Annotated in this window: 15 protein-coding genes and 1 pseudogene; 11 read left to right on the top strand and 5 right to left on the bottom strand. The window is 73.7% G+C overall.

Translation table 11 applies throughout. The annotated features are described in order from the left end of the window. The first annotated feature begins 98 nt into the window (after positions 1 to 98). From WDV06_RS03085 to argF, 6 genes and pseudogenes are all read left to right on the top strand, one after another. The gene (locus WDV06_RS03085) at positions 99 to 1022 is read left to right on the top strand and encodes an LLM class F420-dependent oxidoreductase (protein WP_395508018.1); all 924 of its coding nucleotides are present in this window, start codon (positions 99 to 101) and stop codon (positions 1020 to 1022) included. 92 nt (positions 1023 to 1114) lie between these two features. After that, positions 1115 to 2092 carry a homocysteine S-methyltransferase gene (gene mmuM / locus WDV06_RS03080; protein WP_395508017.1) on the top strand — a complete coding sequence of 326 codons (978 nt, stop codon included), beginning with the start codon at positions 1115 to 1117 and terminating at the stop codon, positions 2090 to 2092. Continuing rightward, a pseudogene (locus tag WDV06_RS03075) lies at positions 2093 to 2398 on the top strand (polynucleotide kinase-phosphatase); the annotation flags it as partial. Between the two features lie 159 nt (positions 2399 to 2557). Beyond that, positions 2558 to 3055 carry a hypothetical protein gene (locus WDV06_RS03070; protein WP_395508016.1) on the top strand — a complete coding sequence of 166 codons (498 nt, stop codon included), beginning with the start codon at positions 2558 to 2560 and terminating at the stop codon, positions 3053 to 3055. Positions 3056 to 3109: 54 nt separating this feature from the next. After that, positions 3110 to 4336 carry an arginine deiminase gene (locus tag WDV06_RS03065; protein WP_395508015.1) on the top strand — a complete coding sequence of 409 codons (1227 nt, stop codon included), beginning with the start codon at positions 3110 to 3112 and terminating at the stop codon, positions 4334 to 4336. A 132-nt stretch (positions 4337 to 4468) separates the two neighbouring features. Next, complete coding sequence (argF, locus tag WDV06_RS03060; protein WP_395508014.1) at positions 4469 to 5491, top strand: ornithine carbamoyltransferase; 1023 nt, start codon at positions 4469 to 4471, stop codon at positions 5489 to 5491. Between the two features lie 38 nt (positions 5492 to 5529). On the opposite strand, the gene WDV06_RS03055 is transcribed toward argF, so the two are convergent. Beyond that, the gene (locus WDV06_RS03055; RefSeq protein WP_395508013.1) at positions 5530 to 5955 is read right to left on the bottom strand and encodes an ATP-binding protein; all 426 of its coding nucleotides are present in this window, start codon (positions 5953 to 5955) and stop codon (positions 5530 to 5532) included. 204 nt (positions 5956 to 6159) lie between these two features. On the opposite strand from WDV06_RS03055, the gene WDV06_RS03050 reads away from it, so the two are divergent. Both WDV06_RS03050 and WDV06_RS03045 read left to right on the top strand, forming a co-directional pair. Continuing rightward, positions 6160 to 6987, top strand: coding sequence for an enoyl-CoA hydratase family protein (locus tag WDV06_RS03050; protein ID WP_395508012.1), 828 nt, complete (start codon positions 6160 to 6162; stop codon positions 6985 to 6987). Positions 6988 to 6991: 4 nt separating this feature from the next. Next, positions 6992 to 9280, top strand: a complete 2289-nt coding sequence (locus WDV06_RS03045; RefSeq protein WP_395508011.1) for a bifunctional salicylyl-CoA 5-hydroxylase/oxidoreductase — start codon at positions 6992 to 6994, stop codon at positions 9278 to 9280. Between the two features lie 26 nt (positions 9281 to 9306). Here the strand turns inward: WDV06_RS03045 and WDV06_RS03040 are convergent, their stop codons facing one another. The 3 genes from WDV06_RS03040 to WDV06_RS03030 all read right to left on the bottom strand — a co-directional run bounded on the left by WDV06_RS03040 (position 9307) and on the right by WDV06_RS03030 (position 12825). After that, a complete protein-coding gene (locus WDV06_RS03040) occupies positions 9307 to 10146 on the bottom strand; it encodes a GNAT family N-acetyltransferase (protein ID WP_395508010.1) in 840 nt (279 codons plus the stop codon). A 254-nt stretch (positions 10147 to 10400) separates the two neighbouring features. Next, complete coding sequence (locus tag WDV06_RS03035; protein ID WP_395508009.1) at positions 10401 to 11201, bottom strand: PaaX family transcriptional regulator; 801 nt, start codon at positions 11199 to 11201, stop codon at positions 10401 to 10403. 4 nt (positions 11202 to 11205) lie between these two features. Next, positions 11206 to 12825, bottom strand: a complete 1620-nt coding sequence (locus tag WDV06_RS03030; protein WP_395508008.1) for an AMP-binding protein — start codon at positions 12823 to 12825, stop codon at positions 11206 to 11208. 133 nt (positions 12826 to 12958) lie between these two features. On the opposite strand from WDV06_RS03030, the gene WDV06_RS03025 reads away from it, so the two are divergent. Both WDV06_RS03025 and WDV06_RS03020 read left to right on the top strand, forming a co-directional pair. Further along, on the top strand, positions 12959 to 14083 hold the full coding sequence (locus WDV06_RS03025; protein ID WP_395508007.1) for an acyl-CoA dehydrogenase family protein: 1125 nt from the start codon (positions 12959 to 12961) through the stop codon (positions 14081 to 14083). Then, the gene (locus tag WDV06_RS03020; RefSeq protein ID WP_395508006.1) at positions 14080 to 14493 is read left to right on the top strand and encodes a RidA family protein; all 414 of its coding nucleotides are present in this window, start codon (positions 14080 to 14082) and stop codon (positions 14491 to 14493) included. The genes WDV06_RS03025 and WDV06_RS03020 overlap by 4 nt, the downstream gene beginning before the upstream one ends. A 9-nt stretch (positions 14494 to 14502) precedes the next feature. On the opposite strand, the gene WDV06_RS03015 is transcribed toward WDV06_RS03020, so the two are convergent. Beyond that, positions 14503 to 15879, bottom strand: coding sequence for an aminopeptidase P family protein (locus tag WDV06_RS03015; RefSeq protein ID WP_395508005.1), 1377 nt, complete (start codon positions 15877 to 15879; stop codon positions 14503 to 14505). A 173-nt stretch (positions 15880 to 16052) separates the two neighbouring features. Between WDV06_RS03015 and WDV06_RS03010 the strand changes: the two genes are divergently transcribed. Further along, positions 16053 to 18440: a collagenase gene (locus WDV06_RS03010; RefSeq protein ID WP_395508004.1), complete on the top strand. Its 2388-nt coding sequence runs from the start codon at positions 16053 to 16055 to the stop codon at positions 18438 to 18440. The last annotated feature ends 79 nt before the right edge of the window (positions 18441 to 18519 follow it).

Raw genomic sequence — 18519 nt, 5'->3', positions numbered from 1 at the left:
CGATCTCCATCGGCGCCGGTCACTGACGCGGCGGGGGGCGCGCCTCCCGGTTGACGCAGATTCACCCGGCAGAGGAGAGGGAAGGGCAGGATGGAGTCATGGATCTCCGCATTTTCACCGAGCCGCAGCAGGGCGCCGACTACGACACCCTCCTGACCGTCGCCAAGGCCACCGAGGACCTCGGCTTCGACGCGTTCTTCCGGTCGGACCACTATCTGCGGATGGGGTCCGTGGACGGGCTGCCCGGACCGACCGACGCCTGGATCACCCTCGCGGGCCTGGCCCGCGAGACCCGGCGGATCCGGCTGGGCACGCTGATGACGGCCGGCACCTTCCGGCTGCCCGGCGTCCTCGCCATCCAGGTGGCCCAGGTCGATGCCATGTCCGGCGGCCGGGTGGAACTCGGCCTGGGTGCCGGCTGGTTCGAGGAGGAGCACAAGGCGTACGGGATCCCCTTCCCGGCGGAGCGGATGGCCCGGCTGGAAGAGCAGCTGGCCATCGTCACCGGCCTGTGGGCCACCGCGCCCGGAGCGACCTTCGACTACCGGGGGACGTACTACCAGGTGGAGAACTCCCCGGCCCTGCCCAAGCCGGCCCAGGCCAAGGTCCCCGTCCTCGTCGGCGGGCACGGGGCGCGCCGCTCTCCGCGCCTCGCCGCCCGGTACGCGGACGAGTTCAACATGCCGTTCGCCTCGGTCGAGGACAGCCGCCGGCAGTTCTTCCGGGTACGGGAGGCCGCCGCCGAGACCGGGCGCAAGGCGGAGGAGATCGTCTACTCGAACGCCCTGGTGGTGTGCGTGGGCAAGGACGACGCCGAGGTCGCCCGGCGAGCCGCCGCCATCGGCCGCGAGGTCGACGAGCTCAAGGCCAACGGCCTGGCGGGCTCCCCGGCCGAGGTGGTCGAGAAGCTCGGCACCTACGCGGCCATCGGCTCCTCCCGCGTCTACCTCCAGGTCCTCGACCTCGACGACCTGGACCACCTGGAGCTGATCGCCGCCCAGGTCATGCCCCAGCTGGGCTGATCCGCCCCCGACCGGCCCGACCCGACCGGCCCGACCACCCGACCGGTCCGGCACCACCCGACCGGTCCGCACCACCGAGGAAGACAGGACCCGTGACCCGAGCGACCGTCCCGTTCACCGAAGCCCTGGCCCGAGGGCCCCTGCTCTTGGACGGCGGGCTGAGCAACCAGCTCGCCGACCAGGGCTGCGACCTGTCCGGCGACCTGTGGACGGGCCGGGTCCTCGCCGAACGTCCGGACCAGGTCGAGGCCGCCCACACGGCGTACGCCCGGGCCGGCGCCGAGGTGCTGATCACCGCGAGCTACCAGATCGCCGGCGACCCGGCGCTGCTGGAGCGCTCCGTGCGGGTGGCAGACCGCGCGGCCCGGGCCGCCGGGCACGGGGTGTGGGTGGCCGCCTCGGTGGGCCCGTACGGGGCGGTCCTCGCGGACGGCTCCGAGTACCGGGGCCGGTACGGGCTCGGCCGCGGGGAGCTGGCCGCCTTCCACCGCCCCCGGATCGAGGCGCTGCTCGCGGCGGGCCCGGACGTGCTGGCGCTGGAGACCTTCCCCGACTCCGACGAGGCCGAGGCCCTGCTGGGGGTGCTGGCCGGCACGGGGGCGCGGGCCTGGCTGAGCTATACCGTCGCCGGCGGCCGCACCCGGGCCGGGCAGCCCCTGGCGGAGGCCTTCGCCGTCGCCGCCGACGCCCCCGAGGTGATCGCGGTCGGCGTCAACTGCTGTGACCCGGCGGAGGTACTGCCCGCGCTGGAGGCGGCCGCGTCCGTCACGGACAAGCCGCTGCTGGCCTACCCCAACGACGGCTCCGTCTGGGAGGCCGGAACCCGCAGCTGGCACGCGCCCGCGGCTGCGGCCCCCTGGCCCGTGGCCGCCTGGCAGGCGGCCGGGGCCCGGCTGATCGGCGGCTGTTGCCGGGTCGGCCCGCCGTGGATCTCCGGACTCCGCAGCACCCTCGGCCCGCTGCCGCCGCCGGTGGGAAAACCGGTGGGCCGAGGGGAGGCCCCGGCACATACTGAAGCGCATGTTCCTGACGATCAGCACGACCGGCACCACCGGGAAACCCGCCACTGACTGGTCGTCAAACCGCTCGCCGCCTACGCCCGGGACGGCAGGGGACGGCTGGTCCAGCCGGGGCTGAAGGTGCGGGGACGCGAGTACCTGCGGATCATCTACGGTCCCGAGTACACCCGCCCCGACCAGCTGGAGCGGCTGCGCCAGAGGTTCCTCGGGCACAAGCGCTCGCTCGCCCTGCGCGAGTACGCCCTGGGCCTGGAGGCGCTGGACCGGCTGGCGGCGCAGGAGCCGCTGTGGCGGGTCCACGAGGCGGTGTTCGCCGTCCTCGCCCTGGAGTCGGAGCCGGTCGACCCCCGGCTGTGACGCGGGAGGACCGCGTAAAGCGGCGGCCCCCGTACGGCCTCGAATTAGGTCGTATGGGGGAACTTTCGCGCCGAAGGCCCGGGAAACGGGCGGCGGGATCGTTCATCCAGGGCAGCGGAGTGTCCGCGACCCTGGAAGGACGGAACGTCACCTATGAAGATGACCGCGCGCGGAAGCATTGCGGCGCTCTTGACCTGTATGGCCGCGGCCGGCGCGGCCTCCCCGGCCGTGGCCGACTCGGTTCCGGTGGGTGTCCCGCTCGACGCCGTGAACACCACGCTGGGCGTGCCCACCCCGAAGGTGGCCACCGCCGTCCCGGTGCCGGTCGTCGGCGCCCCCGAGGCGCCGGTCCTCCACAAGGGCGACCTGCTGCCGAGCCCGCTGCTCCCGGCGGTCCCGGTCGCCGCCGACCTCGGGCTGACCGAGGTCGCCTCCCCGGTGCCCAACCTGCTGGGCCCCAAGGAGACGGACGGCGAGGGCTCTCTGGAGTCGCGGGCGACCACCGTGCTCACCCGCACCCCCGGCGCGGTCGTCGGCGCCCCGCTGACCATGCCCGACGCCGGCAACCGCGGGATCCCGAACCTGACCGCCCCCAAGCTGGGCGTGGTCGCCCCGGAGCTCATCGGCGCCCCGTCGGCGCTTCTCGGCCTGCGCTGAGCCGCGCGCCCGACGCCGGGTCGGAAAGCCGTTCGGTCTGGGTACGTCTACGGCATGGGATTCCATGTCGACTCCGAGACCGGGCGGCTTCGCCGCGTCATCCTCCACCGCCCCGACCTGGAGCTGAAGCGGCTCACACCAAGCAACAAGGACGCCCTGCTCTTCGACGACGTGCTGTGGGTGCGCCGGGCCCGCCAGGAGCACGACGGCTTCGCCGACGTGCTGCGCGACCGGGGCGTCGCCGTCCACCTCTTCGGCGACCTGCTGCGCGAGGCCCTCGACATCACCGAGGCGCGCCACCTCGTCCTGGACCGGGTCTTCGACGAGAAGGAGTACGGGCCGCTCGCCACCGACCACCTGCGCGCGGTCTTCGACGGACTGACCTCGGCCGAGCTCGCGGAGGCGCTCGTCGGCGGCATGACCAAGCGGGAGTTCCTGGAGCGGCACAGCGAGCCGGTGTCGGTGCGCTTCCACGCGCTGGAGATGGACGGCTTCCTGCTGGGGCCGCTGCCCAACCACCTGTTCACCCGAGACACCTCCGCCTGGATCTACGACGGGGTGTCCATCAACGCCATGCGCTGGCCGGCCCGGCAGCGCGAAACGGTGCACTTCGAGGCGATCTACCGGCACCACCCCCTCTTCACCGGCTCGGGGCCCTTCCACTACTGGTCCCAGGGGCAGCCTGACTACCCCTCGACCATCGAGGGCGGCGACGTCCTGGTCATCGGCAACGGCGCCGTGCTGATCGGGATGAGCGAGCGGACCACCCCGCAGGCGGTCGAGATGCTCGCCCGGGGGCTGTTCGCGGCCGGGTCGGCGTCGGTCATCGTGGCGCTCGACCTGCCCAAGCGGCGGGCCTTCATGCACCTGGACACGGTGATGACGATGGTCGACGCGGACACGTTCACCCAGTACGCGGGGCTGGGCATGCTGCGCTCGTACACGATCCGCCCGGGGCAGGGGGCGAGCGAGCTCCAGGTCAGCGACCACCCGCCGGAGCACATGCACCGCGCCATCGCGGCGGCGCTGGGCCTGGACAGGGTGCGGGTGCTGACGGCGGGCCAGGACGTCCACTCGGCCGAGCGCGAGCAGTGGGACGACGGGTGCAACGTGCTGGCCGTGGAGCCGGGGGTGGTCGTGGCCTACGAGCGGAACGTGACCACCAACACCCACCTGCGCAAGGAGGGCATCGAGGTGATCGAGATCCCCGGCAGCGAGCTGGGGCGGGGCCGCGGCGGGCCGCGCTGCATGAGCTGCCCGGTGGAACGCGACGCCGGGTGAGCGCAGGCTGAGGGGGTACCGGCTGGTGATCGCGGGCGCGGTGACGCACATGTGATCCACCAGACTGTATATGAATGCAGAGGATCGTATAGACTTCCAAAATCCCCTGTCAGCGTCACCCTGGAGTCCCCGATGGCCACCGACCTCTTCGGTCGCAGTTTCCTCAAGGAGCTCGACTTCACCGCCGCCGAGTTCCGCGGCCTGGTCGAGCTCGCCGCCTCACTCAAGGCGGCCAAGAAGGCGGGCACGGAGGAGCGCCGGCTCCGGGGGAAGAACATCGCGCTGATCTTCGAGAAGACCTCCACGCGCACCCGCTGCGCCTTCGAGGTCGCCGCGGCCGACCAGGGTGCCCACACCACCTACCTCGACCCCTCCGGCTCCCAGATCGGGCACAAGGAGACCGTCCGGGACACGGCCCGGGTGCTCGGCCGGATGTTCGACGGCATCGAGTACCGCGGCGACAGCCAGCAGGCGGTCGAGGAGCTCGCCGCCTCCTCCGGCGTGCCCGTCTTCAACGGCCTCACCGACGACTGGCACCCGACCCAGATGCTGGCCGACGTGCTCACCATGACCGAGCACTGCGCGAAGCCGCTGGAGCGGATCGCCTTCGCCTACCTGGGCGACGCCCGCTTCAACATGGGCAACTCCTACCTGGTGACCGGCGCGCTGCTGGGCATGGACGTGCGCATCGTCGCGCCGAAGGAGTACTGGCCGGCCGAGGCGGTCGTGGCGCGGGCCCGCGAGCTGGCCGTGTCCAGCGGGGCCCGGATCACCCTGACCGAGGAGGTCGCGGAGGGCGTGGCGCAGGCCGACTTCGTGGCCACGGACGTGTGGGTCTCGATGGGCGAGCCCAAGGAGGTCTGGGACGAGCGGATCGCGGCCCTGGCCCCCTACGCCGTCACCATGGACGTGCTGCGCGCGACCGGCAACGCGGACGTGCGGTTCCTGCACTGCCTGCCCGCATACCACGACCTCGGCACCAAGGTGGCTCAGGAGGTCCACGACCGGCACGGCCTGGAGTGGCTGGAGGTGTCCGACGAGGTGTTCGAGTCGGAGCACTCCGTCGTCTTCGACGAGGCGGAGAACCGGCTGCACACGATCAAGGCGGTGCTCGTCGCGACGATGGCGAAGCCCGTCGCCCCCTCCGCCGCATAGTCATACGCCCCCGCCGTGCGGCCTTTCGCGTCCGGCGGTCAGGCGGTGGCCGCCGCCGCGCGGGCCGGCACGGTGAACCAGACGGCCTTGCCGCGCGCGGTGGGGCGGTGGCCGCAGGCGGAGCTCAGCGCACGGAGCAGCAGCAGGCCGCGGCCGTGCTCCCGCCAAGGGTCGGGGTGCTCCTCGTGGGGCGGGGCGACGAGGTCGTGGGGCGGCCGCGGATCGCTGTCGTGGACCTCCACCCGGCAGCCGTCCGCCCCCGTCCGCACGACCAGTTCGATCGGCGCCCCGGCCGTGGTGTGCGCCACGGCGTTGGCCACCAGTTCGGCGGTCAGCAGCTCGGCGGTGTCGCGGTCTGCGGACGGGCCGGTGTCCGTCAGGGCCGAACGGACCAGGGCGCGGGCCATGGGCACGGCGGCGGCCGTGTGCGGCAGGGCGAGCCGCCAGGCGGAGGCGTCGGGCATGGCCGGACCGTCCGTTCCGTCGGGGGTGGTGCGGGCAGCGGAAAACTCCCGCGTTCAACGATACGGAGCCGCCCGCGCGCCCCGTAGGGCACCCCGGCACCAAGGCGGTGGCGGGGGCCGCGGTGCGGCAGGACCGACGGCGGCCCTCACCCGTCTGTCGCGTTTCCGTGACGGCGGTCACAAGTCGGTGATAGCGTCGTACGCGTGAGCCCCTTCACCGGTTCCACACCAGCGACCGAACGGTGGCGCCACCTGCGGGTGACCCGGCAGGACGGCATCGCCACCGTCACCCTCGACCGCCCCGAGAAGCTGAACGCGCTCACCTTCGGCGCCTACGCCGACCTGCGCGATCTGCTCGCCGAACTCTCCCGCACCCGCTCCGTGCGCGCCCTCGTCCTGGCCGGCGAGGGCCGCGGCTTCTGCTCCGGCGGGGACGTGGACGAGATCATCGGTGCCACCCTCGCCATGGACACCTCCGACCTCCTCGACTTCAACCGGATGACCGGCCAGGTGGTCCGCGCCGTCCGCGAATGCCCCTTCCCCGTCATCGCCGCCGTCCACGGGGTGGCCGCGGGCGCCGGGGCCGTCCTCGCCCTCGCCGCCGACTTCCGCATCGCCGACCCCACCGCCCGCTTCGCCTTCCTCTTCACCCGCGTCGGCCTCTCCGGCGGCGACATGGGCGCCGCCTACCTGCTGCCCCGGGTCGTCGGCCTCGGGCACGCCACCCGGATCCTGATGCTCGGAGAGCCCGTACGGGCCCCCGAGGCGGAGCGCATCGGCCTGCTCAGCGAACTCGTCGACGAGGGCAAGGCCGACGCACGGGCCGCCGAACTCGCCACCCGCCTCGCCGCCGGGCCCGCCCTCGCCCACGCCCAGACCAAGGCCCTGCTCACCGCCGAACTGGACATGCCGCTGGCCGCCTCCGTGGAACTGGACGCCAGCACCCAGGCCCTGCTGATGCACGGCCAGGACTACGCCGAGTTCCACGCCGCCTTCACCGGGAAGCGGCCGCCGCAGTGGAAGGGGAGGTAGGGCCATGTCCCAGTCCGCGCTCCGGTCCGCGCCCGGGGCGGCCAGGCGGGTCGCCGTCGTCGGCGGGGGACCGGGCGGGCTCTACGCCGCCGCACTGCTCGCCCGCCAGGGACACTCCGTCGACCTGTGGGAGCGGGGCGCCCCCGACGACACCTTCGGCTTCGGCGTCGTCCTCTCCGACGAGACCCTCGGCGGCATCGAACGGGCCGACACGGCCGTTCACGCCGCCCTCGCGGCCGAGTTCGTCCGCTGGGACGACGTGGACGTCGTCCACCGGGGCCGGCTGCTGACCTCCGGCGGCCACGGCTTCGCCGCCCTCGGCCGGCGCCGGCTCCTGGAGATCCTGCACGCCCGCTGCGAGGAACTCGGCGTCCGGCTCCGCTTCCGCGCCGCCGCCCCCGACGCCTGGGAGCTCGCCCGCTCGTACGACCTGGTCGTCGCGGCCGACGGGGTGCACAGCGCCACCCGGGAGAGCGGCGCCGCGTACTTCCGGCCCACCGTCACCCCCGGCCGCTGCCGCTACGTCTGGCTCGCCGCCGACTTCGCCTTCGACGCCTTCCGCTTCGAGATCGCGGAGACCGAGCACGGCGTCATGCAGCTGCACGCCTACCCGTACTCCGCCGACTCCTCCACCGCCATCGTCGAGATGCGGGAGGAGGTGTGGCGGGCGGCCGGCCTCGACCTGTGCGACGAGGAGGAGTCCGCCGCCCGCTGCGCCAAGATCTTCGCCGAGGCGCTGCGGGGCAGGCCGCTGCGCGGCAACCGCTCCGCCTGGACCCGGTTCCGCACCGTCGTCAACGCACGCTGGTCGCACGGGAACGTGGTCCTGCTCGGCGACGCCGCCCACACGGCCCACTTCTCCATCGGCTCCGGGACCAAACTCGCCGTCGAGGACGCCCTCGCGCTCGCCGACGCCGTCGCCGCGCACCCCGAGGTCCCCGAAGCCCTCGCCGCCTACGAGGCCGACCGCAGGCCCGCCGTGGCCAGCACCCAGCGGGCCGCCGCCGCCAGCATGCGCTGGTTCGAGGAGATCGGCGGCTACGTCGGCCAGCCCGCCCGCCAGTTCGCCTTCAACCTGCTCACCCGCAGCCGCCGGGTCACGCACGACAACCTCCGGCTGCGCGACGCCCGCTTCACCCGCGCGGTGGAGGCCGAGTTCGGCTGCCCGCAGCAGGGGCCGGACGGCCGGGCCACCCCGCCCATGTTCACCCCGTTCACCCTGCGCGGGCTGACCCTGCGCAACCGGGTCGTCGTCTCGCCGATGGACATGTACTCCGCCGTGGACGGGGTGCCGGGCGACTTCCACCTGGTGCACCTGGGCGGGCGTGCCCTGGGCGGCGCGGGCCTGGTCATGACGGAGATGGTCTGCGTCAGCGCCGAGGGCCGGATCACCCCCGGCTGCGCGGGCCTGTGGACGTCCGAGCAGGCGGCCGCCTGGAAACGGATCGCCGACTTCGTCCACACCTCCGCGCCCGGCACCGCCCTCGGCCTCCAGCTCGGCCACTCCGGCCGCAAGGGCTCGACCCGGCTCATGTGGGAGGGCATGGACGAGCCGCTCCCCGACGGCAACTGGCCGCTCGTCGCCCCCTCCGCGCTGCCCTACAAGCCCGGTGTCTCCGCCGTCCCGCGCGCCCTGGACACCGCCGACCTCGCCGCCATCCGCTCCGACTTCGCAGCGGCCGCCGTGCGCGGCGCCGACTGCGGCTTCGACCTGCTGGAACTGCACTGCGCCCACGGCTACCTGCTGTCCGGCTTCCTCTCCCCCCTCACCAACCAACGCGAGGACGCCTACGGGGGTTCCCTGGAGAACCGGCTGCGCTTCCCCCTGGAGGTCTTCGACGCCGTCCGCGAGGTCTGGCCCGAGGACCGGCCGATGACGGTCCGGCTGTCGGCGACCGACTGGGCGCCCGGCGGCACCACCCCCGAGGAGGCCGAGCGGATCGCCGCCGCCTTCGCCGCGCACGGGGCCGACGCCGTCGACGTCTCGACGGGGCAGGTGGTCGCGGACGAGGCCCCGGAGTACGGGCGCTCGTACCAGACCCCCTACGCCGACCGGATCCGCAACGCCCTGGGCGTCCCCGTCATCGCCGTCGGCGCGATCTCCTCCTGGGACGACGTCAACTCCCTGCTGCTGGCCGGCCGCGCCGACCTGTGCGCCCTGGGCCGTCCGCACCTGTACGACCCGCACTGGACCCTGCACGCGGCCGCCGACCAGGGGTACGAGGGCCCCGGCGCGCCCTGGCCCGCCCCGTACCGGGCGGGCAGCCGCAAACCGCCCACCGGGAAGGGCTGAGCGGCCGCCGCCCGACCGGGGCCGCCTCAGGCGCGGGCCAGCCGGACGCGGTCCTCGACGGGGACGAAGCCGAGGCGCCGGTAGACGCCGTTGCTGGTGGGGTTGGCCAGGTCGGTGAAGAGCAGCACCTCGCGGGCCCCGGCCGCGTACGCGGCCTCGCTCGCCGCGTGCGTCACCCCGGCGGCGTAACCGCGGCGCCGTTCGGCGGGCGGGGTGTAGACGGGGCCGATGCGGGAGGCGGAGCCGATCGGGCGGAAGAAGCCGGCCAGGGCGACCGGCCCGCCCCCGTGCTCCCACAGGAGGTACCCGCCGTACGAGACGCGGTCGCGCAGGGAGGCCTCGGACGGGGCACCGGGGACCTCGCACTCCCGGTTGAACTCCGCGCACCACCGCGCCAGCAGCGGCAGGTCCGCCTCGGTGGCGGGCCGGACCCGGCCCGCCGGCGCCGGCTCCGGGGCCCTCAGGGTGCCGAGCCGGTAGAGGCGGAGCTCCTCGACGACGCGGGTCGGCGTGCCCCAGGCCTGCGCCAGGGTCCGCGCGTCGGTGCGGCGGAGGTTCAGCTGGCGCACACCGGTGAGCAGGGGCTCCGAGGAGAGCGCCGCGCCCAGGGCCTCGACGGCCTCGGTGGGCAGGACGCCGAGCAGCAGGGGGAACGGCGGGGTGTGCAGCACCGCTCCCGCGACGACGCCATCGGCCCCGGTCCACCAGCCGAAGACGGGCTCGGCGTCGCCGTAGGCCTGCGGGCCGCGCCGCTCCAGGGCGTCGATGACGCTCAGCAGGATGGTGTTGGCGACGGGATGTGCGGCCACGGCGGAGCGCGCGGTGGCCGGACAGGCCGCCGGATCGGTGCTGAAGGTCCAGGTCATGCCCCATCGTGACGGGCGCCGGAGGCGGCCCGCACCGGGTTTTCCCGGGGCGCCCGGTGGGGCGGGTGCGCTCCCCCGGGCGGGGGAGACGGTACCCCCGCGCGGGGGAGGAGCGGGGTGCGGGCGGGCTGGGATCTTGGGGAGTGCGAGCAGGACACCGGCTCCGCCGGCCCCGGCGGGCCGTCGGACGAGGAGGAACCATGAGCGCTCACCAGGCGACCACCGCCACCGCCCGGGTGACGGGCCCCGGCCCCCTACGGCTGGACGAAGCGGGCCCCCGCATCGCGCAGCCGGGCGTGCAGCTCGGCGAAGACCGCCGCGGCCCGGTCTCCCGGCCAGTCCGCGGGAAGCAGCTCCCGCGGCAGCCCGGGGTCGGCGTAGGGCAGCCGCCGCCAGGTGTCCAGGGCGGGCAGGTAGGCCCGGTAGGCGGCCTCGGGGGTGGGGGCGGGGCCCGACTGGAGAGCGCGCAGGGCGGGCTCGTGCAGGTCGAGGAACTCCTCGTGCTGCTTGGCCAGGGCTGCCAGGTCCCACCAGCGGGCCACGGCCTCGGCCGTCGGAGCGAAACCGAGGTGGGCACCGCGGAAGAGCTCCACATACCCGGTCAGGTGCAGCCGCTCCAGGGTGTGTTCCGTCTCCTCGGCCAGCTGGGCCGGTGCGATCCACACCCCGGGGGCCACCGAGCCGAAGCCCAGCCGGGCCAGGCGCGAGCGCAGCAGGTGCCGCTTGTGCCGCTCCTGTTCGGGGACGGAGAAGACGGCGACCAGCCACTCCGCCGAGACCGGCACGGATCCGTAGATCCGGCGGTCGCCGTCCTCCAGCAGCAGCCGGGCCTCCTCGGAGGGCTCGTAGCCGGCGGAGCCGTCCGCGGCCTTCGCGGGCACCAGGAAGCCGCGCCGTTTGAGCCGGGACACCGAGGAACGGACGGAGGGCGCGTCGACCCCGGCCGCGCCCAGCAGGCGGACCAGGGCGGACACCGGGACGGCTCCGTCGAAGGACCGCCCGTAGGCTCCGTAGAAGGTGACGATCAGGGATCGAGGGGTGTGCTGTTCGACCACGGGTTCACTCTAGATCGCGCAGCCGGAACCGCTGCAGCTTGCCGGTGGGGGTCCGTGGCAGGGCGGGCAGGAAGACGAAGGAACGCGGGCACTTGTGGGGGGCGAGCTCCTCCTTCATGAAGCTCCGCAGCGCCTCCTCGGTGAGCACGGCCCCCGCGCGCGGCACGGTGTAGGCGACCACGATCTGACCGCGCCGGTCGTCCGGGCGGCCCACGACCGCGACCTCCGCCACGTCGGGATGGCGCAGCAGCGCCTCCTCCACCTCCGGGCCCGCGATGTTGTAGCCCGAGGAGATGATCATGTCGTCGGCGCGGGCGACGTAGCGGAAGTAGCCGTCGGGGTCGCGGACGTAGGTGTCGCCGGTGACGTTCCAGCCGTCCCGGACGTACTCGCCCTGGCGGGGGTCGGCCAGGTAGCGGCAGCCGACCGGCCCGCGCACGGCCAGCAGGCCGGGCTCGTTGTCGGGCACGGGGCGGCCCGAGGGGTCCACCACGCGGGCCTGCCAGCCGGGGACGGCCCGGCCGGTGGTGCCGGGGCGGATGTCCTCGTCGGCGGCGGAGATGAAGATGTGCAGCAGTTCGGTGGCCCCGATGCCGTTGATGATCCGCAGGCCGGTGCGCTCGTACCAGGCCTGCCAGGTGGCGGCGGGCAGGTTCTCGCCGGCGGAGACGCAGCGGCGCAGCGCGGACAGGTCGTAGGCGCCCGTGTCGTAGGGGCCCAGCGTGTCCAGCATCGAGCGGTAGGCGGTGGGGGCGGTGAACAGGACGGTGACGCGGTGTGCGGCGAGGGCGGGCAGCAGGCGGCGGGGCGCGGCCTCCTCCAGCAGCAGGGCGCAGGCTCCGGCCCGCAGGGGGAAGACGACCAGTCCGCCGAGGCCGAAGGTGAACCCGAGGGGCGGGCTGCCGGCGAACACGTCGTCGGGGCGGGGTCTGAGGACGGTGCGGGAGAAGGTGTCGGCGACGGCGAGGAGGTCGCGGTGGAAGTGCATGCAGCCCTTGGGGCGGCCGGTGGTCCCGGAGGTGAAGGCGATGAGGGCCACGTCGTCGGCGGAGGTCGCGACGGCGGGGTAGGGGCCGGAGTGGGCTTCGGCCAGCCGCAGGAGGTCGTGGGGGGTGTCCCCGCCGTAGGGGGTGATCCGCAGTCCCGGCACCTCGGCCTTGGCCAGGTCGTCGAGGGCGTCGGTGTGGCAGACGGCGTGCCGGACCCGGGCCATGGCGCAGACGGTCGCCAGCTCCTGGGCGCGCTGCTGGGCCAGGACGGTGACGGCCACGGCGCCGGCCTTCATCACGGCCAGCCAGCAGGCGGCCAGCCAGGGCCCGGTGGGCCCGCGCAGCAGGACCCGGTTGCCGGGGACGACGCCCAGGTCGGTGGTGAGGGCGTGGGCCAGGCGGTCGACGCGCTCGCGCAGCTCCCCGTACGACCACACCTCGCCCGAGCCGCTGCGGAAGGCGGGCCGGTCCGGTCCGAACCGGGCGATGGTGGCGTCGAGGAGTTCGGTGCCGCAGTTCAACCGGTCCGGATAGGCCAGTTCGGGCAGCTCGAAGAGGAGCTCCGGCCAGGCGTGGGCGGGCGGCAGGTGGTCGCGCGCGAAAGTGTCGGTGTGGGCGGAAGGCTTGAGCTCCAAGGCGGGTTCGCCCCCTTGCGACGTCCGGATTGGGGTGGAGCCGGCCGTGCTGATCTGTCCAGAGCGTATCGTGATGGTGACGGCAGTCAACAGGACGCGATAGAGGAACACGACGGGACTTGGGGGCCTTCGGATGGCCGGATTCGCGCTCGGAGTGGAACAAGAGGAATGGTGTGCGCAGTTGCGCGCCCTGTCGCAGGGGCGGTTGAGGCAACTGGCCGAGAAGGGCGAGCCCGGCCGGGTGAACCGGCCGCTGCTGGCGGAGCTCGGGGAACTGGGCCTGCTGGAGCGGGTCTTCGGCTCCGGGGCGCTGGAGCTGTGCCTGTTGCGGGAATCCCTCGCCTACGGGTGCACCGAGGCGGAGACGGCCCTGGCGCTCCAGGGCCTCGGGGGTCATCCGGTGCTCCGTTCGGGCAGTGCGGCCCAGCGGGAGCGGTGGCTGCCGGGGGTCCGGGCGGGGCGGCTGGTGGCGGCGTTCGCGCTGAGCGAGCCGGGCGCGGGCTCCGACGCGGCCGCCCTGGCCCTGGCGGCCGCCCCGGACGGCTCCGGCTGGCGGCTGGAGGGGGCCAAATGCTGGATCTCCAACGCCCCCGAGGCCGATTTCTACACCGTCTTCGCCCGGACGGGTGAGGCACCGGGCGCGAAGGGGATCACCGCCTTCCTGGTCCCGGCGGACCGGCCGGGGCTGACGGGCGAGGCCCTCGACATGCTCTCGCCGCACCCCATCGGCTCGCTGGCCTTCGATGGGGTGCCGGTGGGCCGGGAGGACGTCCTGGGCGAGCCGGGGCAGGGCTTCCGGGTCGCGATGGAGACCCTGAACCTGTTCCGGCCGAGTGTGGGGGCCTTCGCGGTCGGGATGGCCCGGGCCGCGCTGGACGCCACGCTGGCGCACACCGCCGGCCGCACCGCCTTCGGCGGGGTGCTGGCCGACCTCCAGGCGGTCGGCCACCGGGTGGCGGAGATGGCCACCCGGACCGAGGCCGCCCGGCTGCTGGTCTACGCGGCGGCCGGGGCCCACGACGCCGGCGCCCAGGACGTGCCCCGCCGCGCGGCGATGGCCAAGCTCCTCGCGACGGAGACGGCCCAGTACGTGGTCGACCACGCCGTGCAGTTGCACGGCGCGGCCGCCCTTCGGCGGGGCCACCTGCTGGAGCACCTGTACCGGGAGGTGCGGGCGCCCAGGATCTACGAGGGGGCCAGCGAGGTCCAGCGCGGCATCATCGCCAAGGAGCTGTACCGGGGGGTGGCGGCCCGATGAGCCCCGAGCGCCCCGGCCTGGAGCGGGTCAACCCGCCGGAGCTCTCCCCGGCGACCGGCTTCTCGCACGCCGTCGCCGCCACCGGGGGCCGGCTGGTGTTCCTGGCCGGCCAGACCGCGCTCGACGGCTCCGGCAAGGTGGTGGGGCAGACCCTGCCGGAGCAGTTCGAGCGGGCCCTGGCCAACCTGCTGGCGGCCCTGGCCGCGGCGGGCGGCGCCCCCTCGGACCTGGCCCGGGTGACGGTGTACGCGGTGGACGTGGAGGACTACCGCGCCCACGCCTCGGAGCTGGGCCGGATCTGGCGCCGGCTGGCGGGCCGCGACTATCCGGCGATGGCCGTGGTCGGCGTGGTCCGCCTCTGGGACACCGAGGCCCTGCTGGAACTGGACGGGACCGCCGTGCTCCCGTAGCGCCGAAGGTCAGGGGGCGGAGTCGAGGAGGGTGCCCATCCATTCCTCGATGCCGGCCACCGTGCGCGGCAGGGCGCCCGACATCAGGCGGGCCCCGTCGGAGGTGATGACGAGGTCGTCCTCGATGCGCACGCCCATGCCGCGCAGTTCGGCGGGGAGGGTCTCGTCGTCCGGCTGGAGGTAGAGGCCCGGCTCGACCGTGAGGACCTGGCCCTCCTCCAGCACCCCGTCCAGGTAGGCGTCGGCGCGCGCCCGGGCGCAGTCGTGCACGTCGAGGCCGAGCATGTGGCCGCTGCTGCACAGGGTGTAGCGGCGGTGCAGGTCGCCCTCGGCGTCCTTGAGCACGCCCCACTCGGCGAGGCCCTCGGCGATGACCCGCATACCGGCCCGGTGGAAGTCGCGGAAGCGCGCACCGGGCCGCAGTGCGGCGATGCCCGCCTCCTGGGCGGCGAGCACCAGCTCGTACACCTGCTTCTGTACGGGGGAGAAGCGCCCGGACAGCGGCAGGGTGCGGGTGATGTCGGCGGTGTAGAGGCTGTCGGTCTCCACGCCCGCGTCCAGCAGCAGGAGTTCGTCCCGGCTCAGCCGCCCGTCGTTGCGGATCCAGTGCAGCACGCAGGCGTGCGCGCCGGAGGCGGCGATGGTCTCGTAGCCGAGGCCGTTGCCCTCGGCGCGGGCCCGCAGGTTGAAGACCCCTTCGATCCAGCGTTCGCCGCGCGGATGGGCGAGGGCCGCGGGCAGGGCCCGTACGGCGTCCTCGAATCCGGCGGTGGTGTGGTCGACGGCCAGCTGGAGCTGGTCGACCTCCCAGGCGTCCTTGACGAGCCGCAGTTCCGAGAGGGCGGAGGCCAGTTCGGCGTCGGTGGCGGCGTTGCGGCCGGTGGGGGAGCCGAGCGCGTCGAGGTGGGCGCAGCGCAGCCCGGTGAGCCGCTCCGCCTCGGCGAGGTCGGGGCGCCGGCCCACCCAGAACTCGCCGTAGCGGCGGTCCCGGTAGAACTCCTCGGTGCCGTCGGAGCGGTCGGAGCGGGGACGCAGGTAGAGGACGGCCTCGTGGCCGTGCGGCCCGGCGGGCTCCAGGACCAGGACGTGCCCCACCTGGTCCTCGCCGGTCAGACCGGTGAGCCAGGCGTACGCGCTGTGCGGCCGGAAGCGGAAGTCGCAGTCGTTGGAGCGGACCCTCAGCCCGCCGGCCGGGACGATCAGCCGCTCGCCCGGGAAGCGGGCGGAGAGCCGGGCGCGGCGCGCGGGCGTGACCTCGTACGCGGTCACGCGGGAGCCGGCGGGCAGGGGGGTGGGCGCCCAGTTCCCCGCCATGAAGCGGGACAACTCGGTGGATACGGGGAGGTCGTGGCTGCCGGTGTTCAGGCGGGAGGAGGTGTCGGTCACGGAGGCTCCCTCAAAGAAGGACTGAACTGGGGGGCGCACAGGTCTTGCCAGTGCAATTTCACATTACTATGTTACAGGTCACACCGCGGCACGTTAATCCCCGTCAAACGCCGTGTGAAGCAGGGCAGTTCACGCACCACTACCCCCACCTCCCTTCCCACAGGAGTCCCAAGGTGTCCCAGCACAGAGCTGTGCGTACGTCGCTCCTCTCCGCCGCCGTCACGGTCACCCTCCTCGCCACCGCCGGCCAGGCGGTGACCCAGGCAGCCGAGCGGGGCACCCCCGCCGCCGCACCCGCCGCGTCGGCGCCCGCCGCCTTCGCCGCCGGTCCGGCCGCCGCGCCGAACCCCTTCGACGAGGTCGACCGCCTCGCCGACGCCAAGCAGCTCGCACCGGCCCCGGCCCCCGCCCCCGGCGGCGCGTCCGTCGCCGACAACCGGGTTCCCGGCGCCGCCGACCCGGCCCCCGGTGCCGACAAGAGCCGCAAGGCGGCCACCGCGCAGGCCGCGCCCACCGCCAGGAGCGTCGCCGCGGGCGTCCCCTGCACCCTTGACGGGGTCACCGGTCTCGGCCCGGAGCAGTTCGCCGACTTCCTCGCCGACCCGGCCGTCACCGCCGACGGCTGCCTGCGCACCCTCATCTGGACCTGGGACGCGCGCCTCGCGCCCGTCATGTCCGACGCCCACGTCCAGGCCGTCTCCCGGCGGATATCCAGCCTGGCCGCCGCCCACGACGGCCGGAACTCCTCCCACCTGGAGGAGATGTTCACCTACCTGCACGCGGTCGTCTACCACGACTACTCGCGCACCGAGATCGACGTCACCGACGCCCCCACCGTCGACGCCATGCGCCAGGCCATCGCGGACTTCGCGGGCGCAGCCCACACCTTCGACGTCACCGCCTCCAACGCCCGCACCCTGCGCGAGGCCCTCTACGCGGGCAGCGCCCCCGGCCTGCGCCAGCACCAGATCGGCCTGATCAAGAAGGTCCTGCCCACCCTGGACGCCTCCCACCCGGCCACCAACCAGGACGCCTCCTGGGGCGGCGCCGCCCTCGCGGCCCTCTCCGTCAACTACCTGGGCGTCTACCCGGGCAACAACGACGCGGCCTTCCACGCCGCGGTCAAGGCCGACCCGGCCTACCGCGCCCTCTTCAAGGCCTTCGCCGGCTACGGCCACCTCAAGGGCGGCGCCAACGCCTGGGCCGCGCGCGACGCCCTCGGCGAGTACGGGCGCTTCGGCCAGGTCGACGGCCTCAAGGACCAGATCACGGCGGACCTCGGCGCCCTCCTCGAACCGGTCAAGTCCACCTGGGGCAACGGCAGCGAGCAGTGGGCCAAGCTGGTCTCCTGGCTCAACTTCTACGAGGCGTGCAAGCCGTACGGCGTGTGCAAGGAGGACATCGAGAAGCAGCTCTTCCCGTACACCTACACCTACGACAACGGCGGCATCAAGGTCCGCACCGCCCTCGACCGGGCCACCGTCGACCAGCTCTACTACGCGAGCAAGCAGGTCAAGACCCAGTTCCACCGCGTCCTGGGCACCGACCAGCCGCTCGCCGGGGACCCCAACAGCACGCTGAACATCGTGCTCTACGCCTCCCGCGCCGACTACGTGAACTACCACCCGATCCTGACCGGGTACGGCACCAACAACGGCGGCATCTACATCGAGAACGGCGCCACCTTCTACACCTACCAGCGCCGCGTCCCGCAGGACTCCTCCCTCACCCTCGAAGAGCTCTTCCGCCACGAGTACACGCACTACCTCAACGGCCGCTTCGCCGTCCCCGGCTTCTTCGGCCAGGGCGACTGGTACCAGGGCGACCGCACCACCGCCATGGACGAGGGCACGGCCGAGTTCTTCGACGGAGCCACCCGCGACAACGGCATCGCCGTGCGCAAGTCCCTGGTCCGCGGCATCATCAACGACACCGCCGGCGGCGGCCCGCGCATGAGCGTCGACCAGCTCCTGCACGCCACGTACGACGGCGACGGCTTCCGCTTCTACAACTACGCGGGCACGTTCTTCGAGTTCCTCTGGACCGAGAAGCCCTCGCTGCTGCGCGAGATGTACGGCTACCTGCGCGCCAACGACGTCGCCGGCTTCGACGCGTGGCGCCACCGCATGGGCGCGGACACCTACCTCCAGCGCGACTACAACCGCTTCCTGGACGCCCAGATCGCCAAGGTGGACCAGCTCTACGTCCCGAACACCACCTTCACGGCCAACGACCAGCTGCGCGACTCCGCGCTGGCCTCGGTGAAGTCCTCCTTCGCCACGGCGACGTACAACACCCCGGACTGCGTGGAGAACGGCGACACCGCCAAGCGCCGCTTCACCTGTACGGGCCGGATCACCGCGAACCTGAAGAACTGGCGCAGCGACGACCAGAACTTCAAGGACATGTCCGAGACGGTCGACTACTTCCTCCTCGACCGGGCCGGCGCGGCCTCCAACAACCTGGCGGACATGAACTGTTCCTTCGGGCCGGTGGAGATCTGGGACAACAAGGCGGCGGGCACCTCCTCCTACAGCTGTGAGGGCCCCCTCCGCAGCTGACCCCGCGCCCTGGGGCCGGTTCCGGCGGGGGGCGGAACCGGCCCTAGGCACCACCAAAAGAATGTGACATATTACTGAC

This window comes from Streptomyces racemochromogenes, assembly GCF_044129415.1.
In the GTDB taxonomy this organism is placed as follows: Bacteria; Actinomycetota; Actinomycetes; order Streptomycetales; family Streptomycetaceae; genus Streptomyces; species Streptomyces racemochromogenes_A.
The sequence above is the reverse complement of the archived record's forward strand: the minus strand, read 5'-3'. Positions and strand labels throughout refer to the sequence as shown.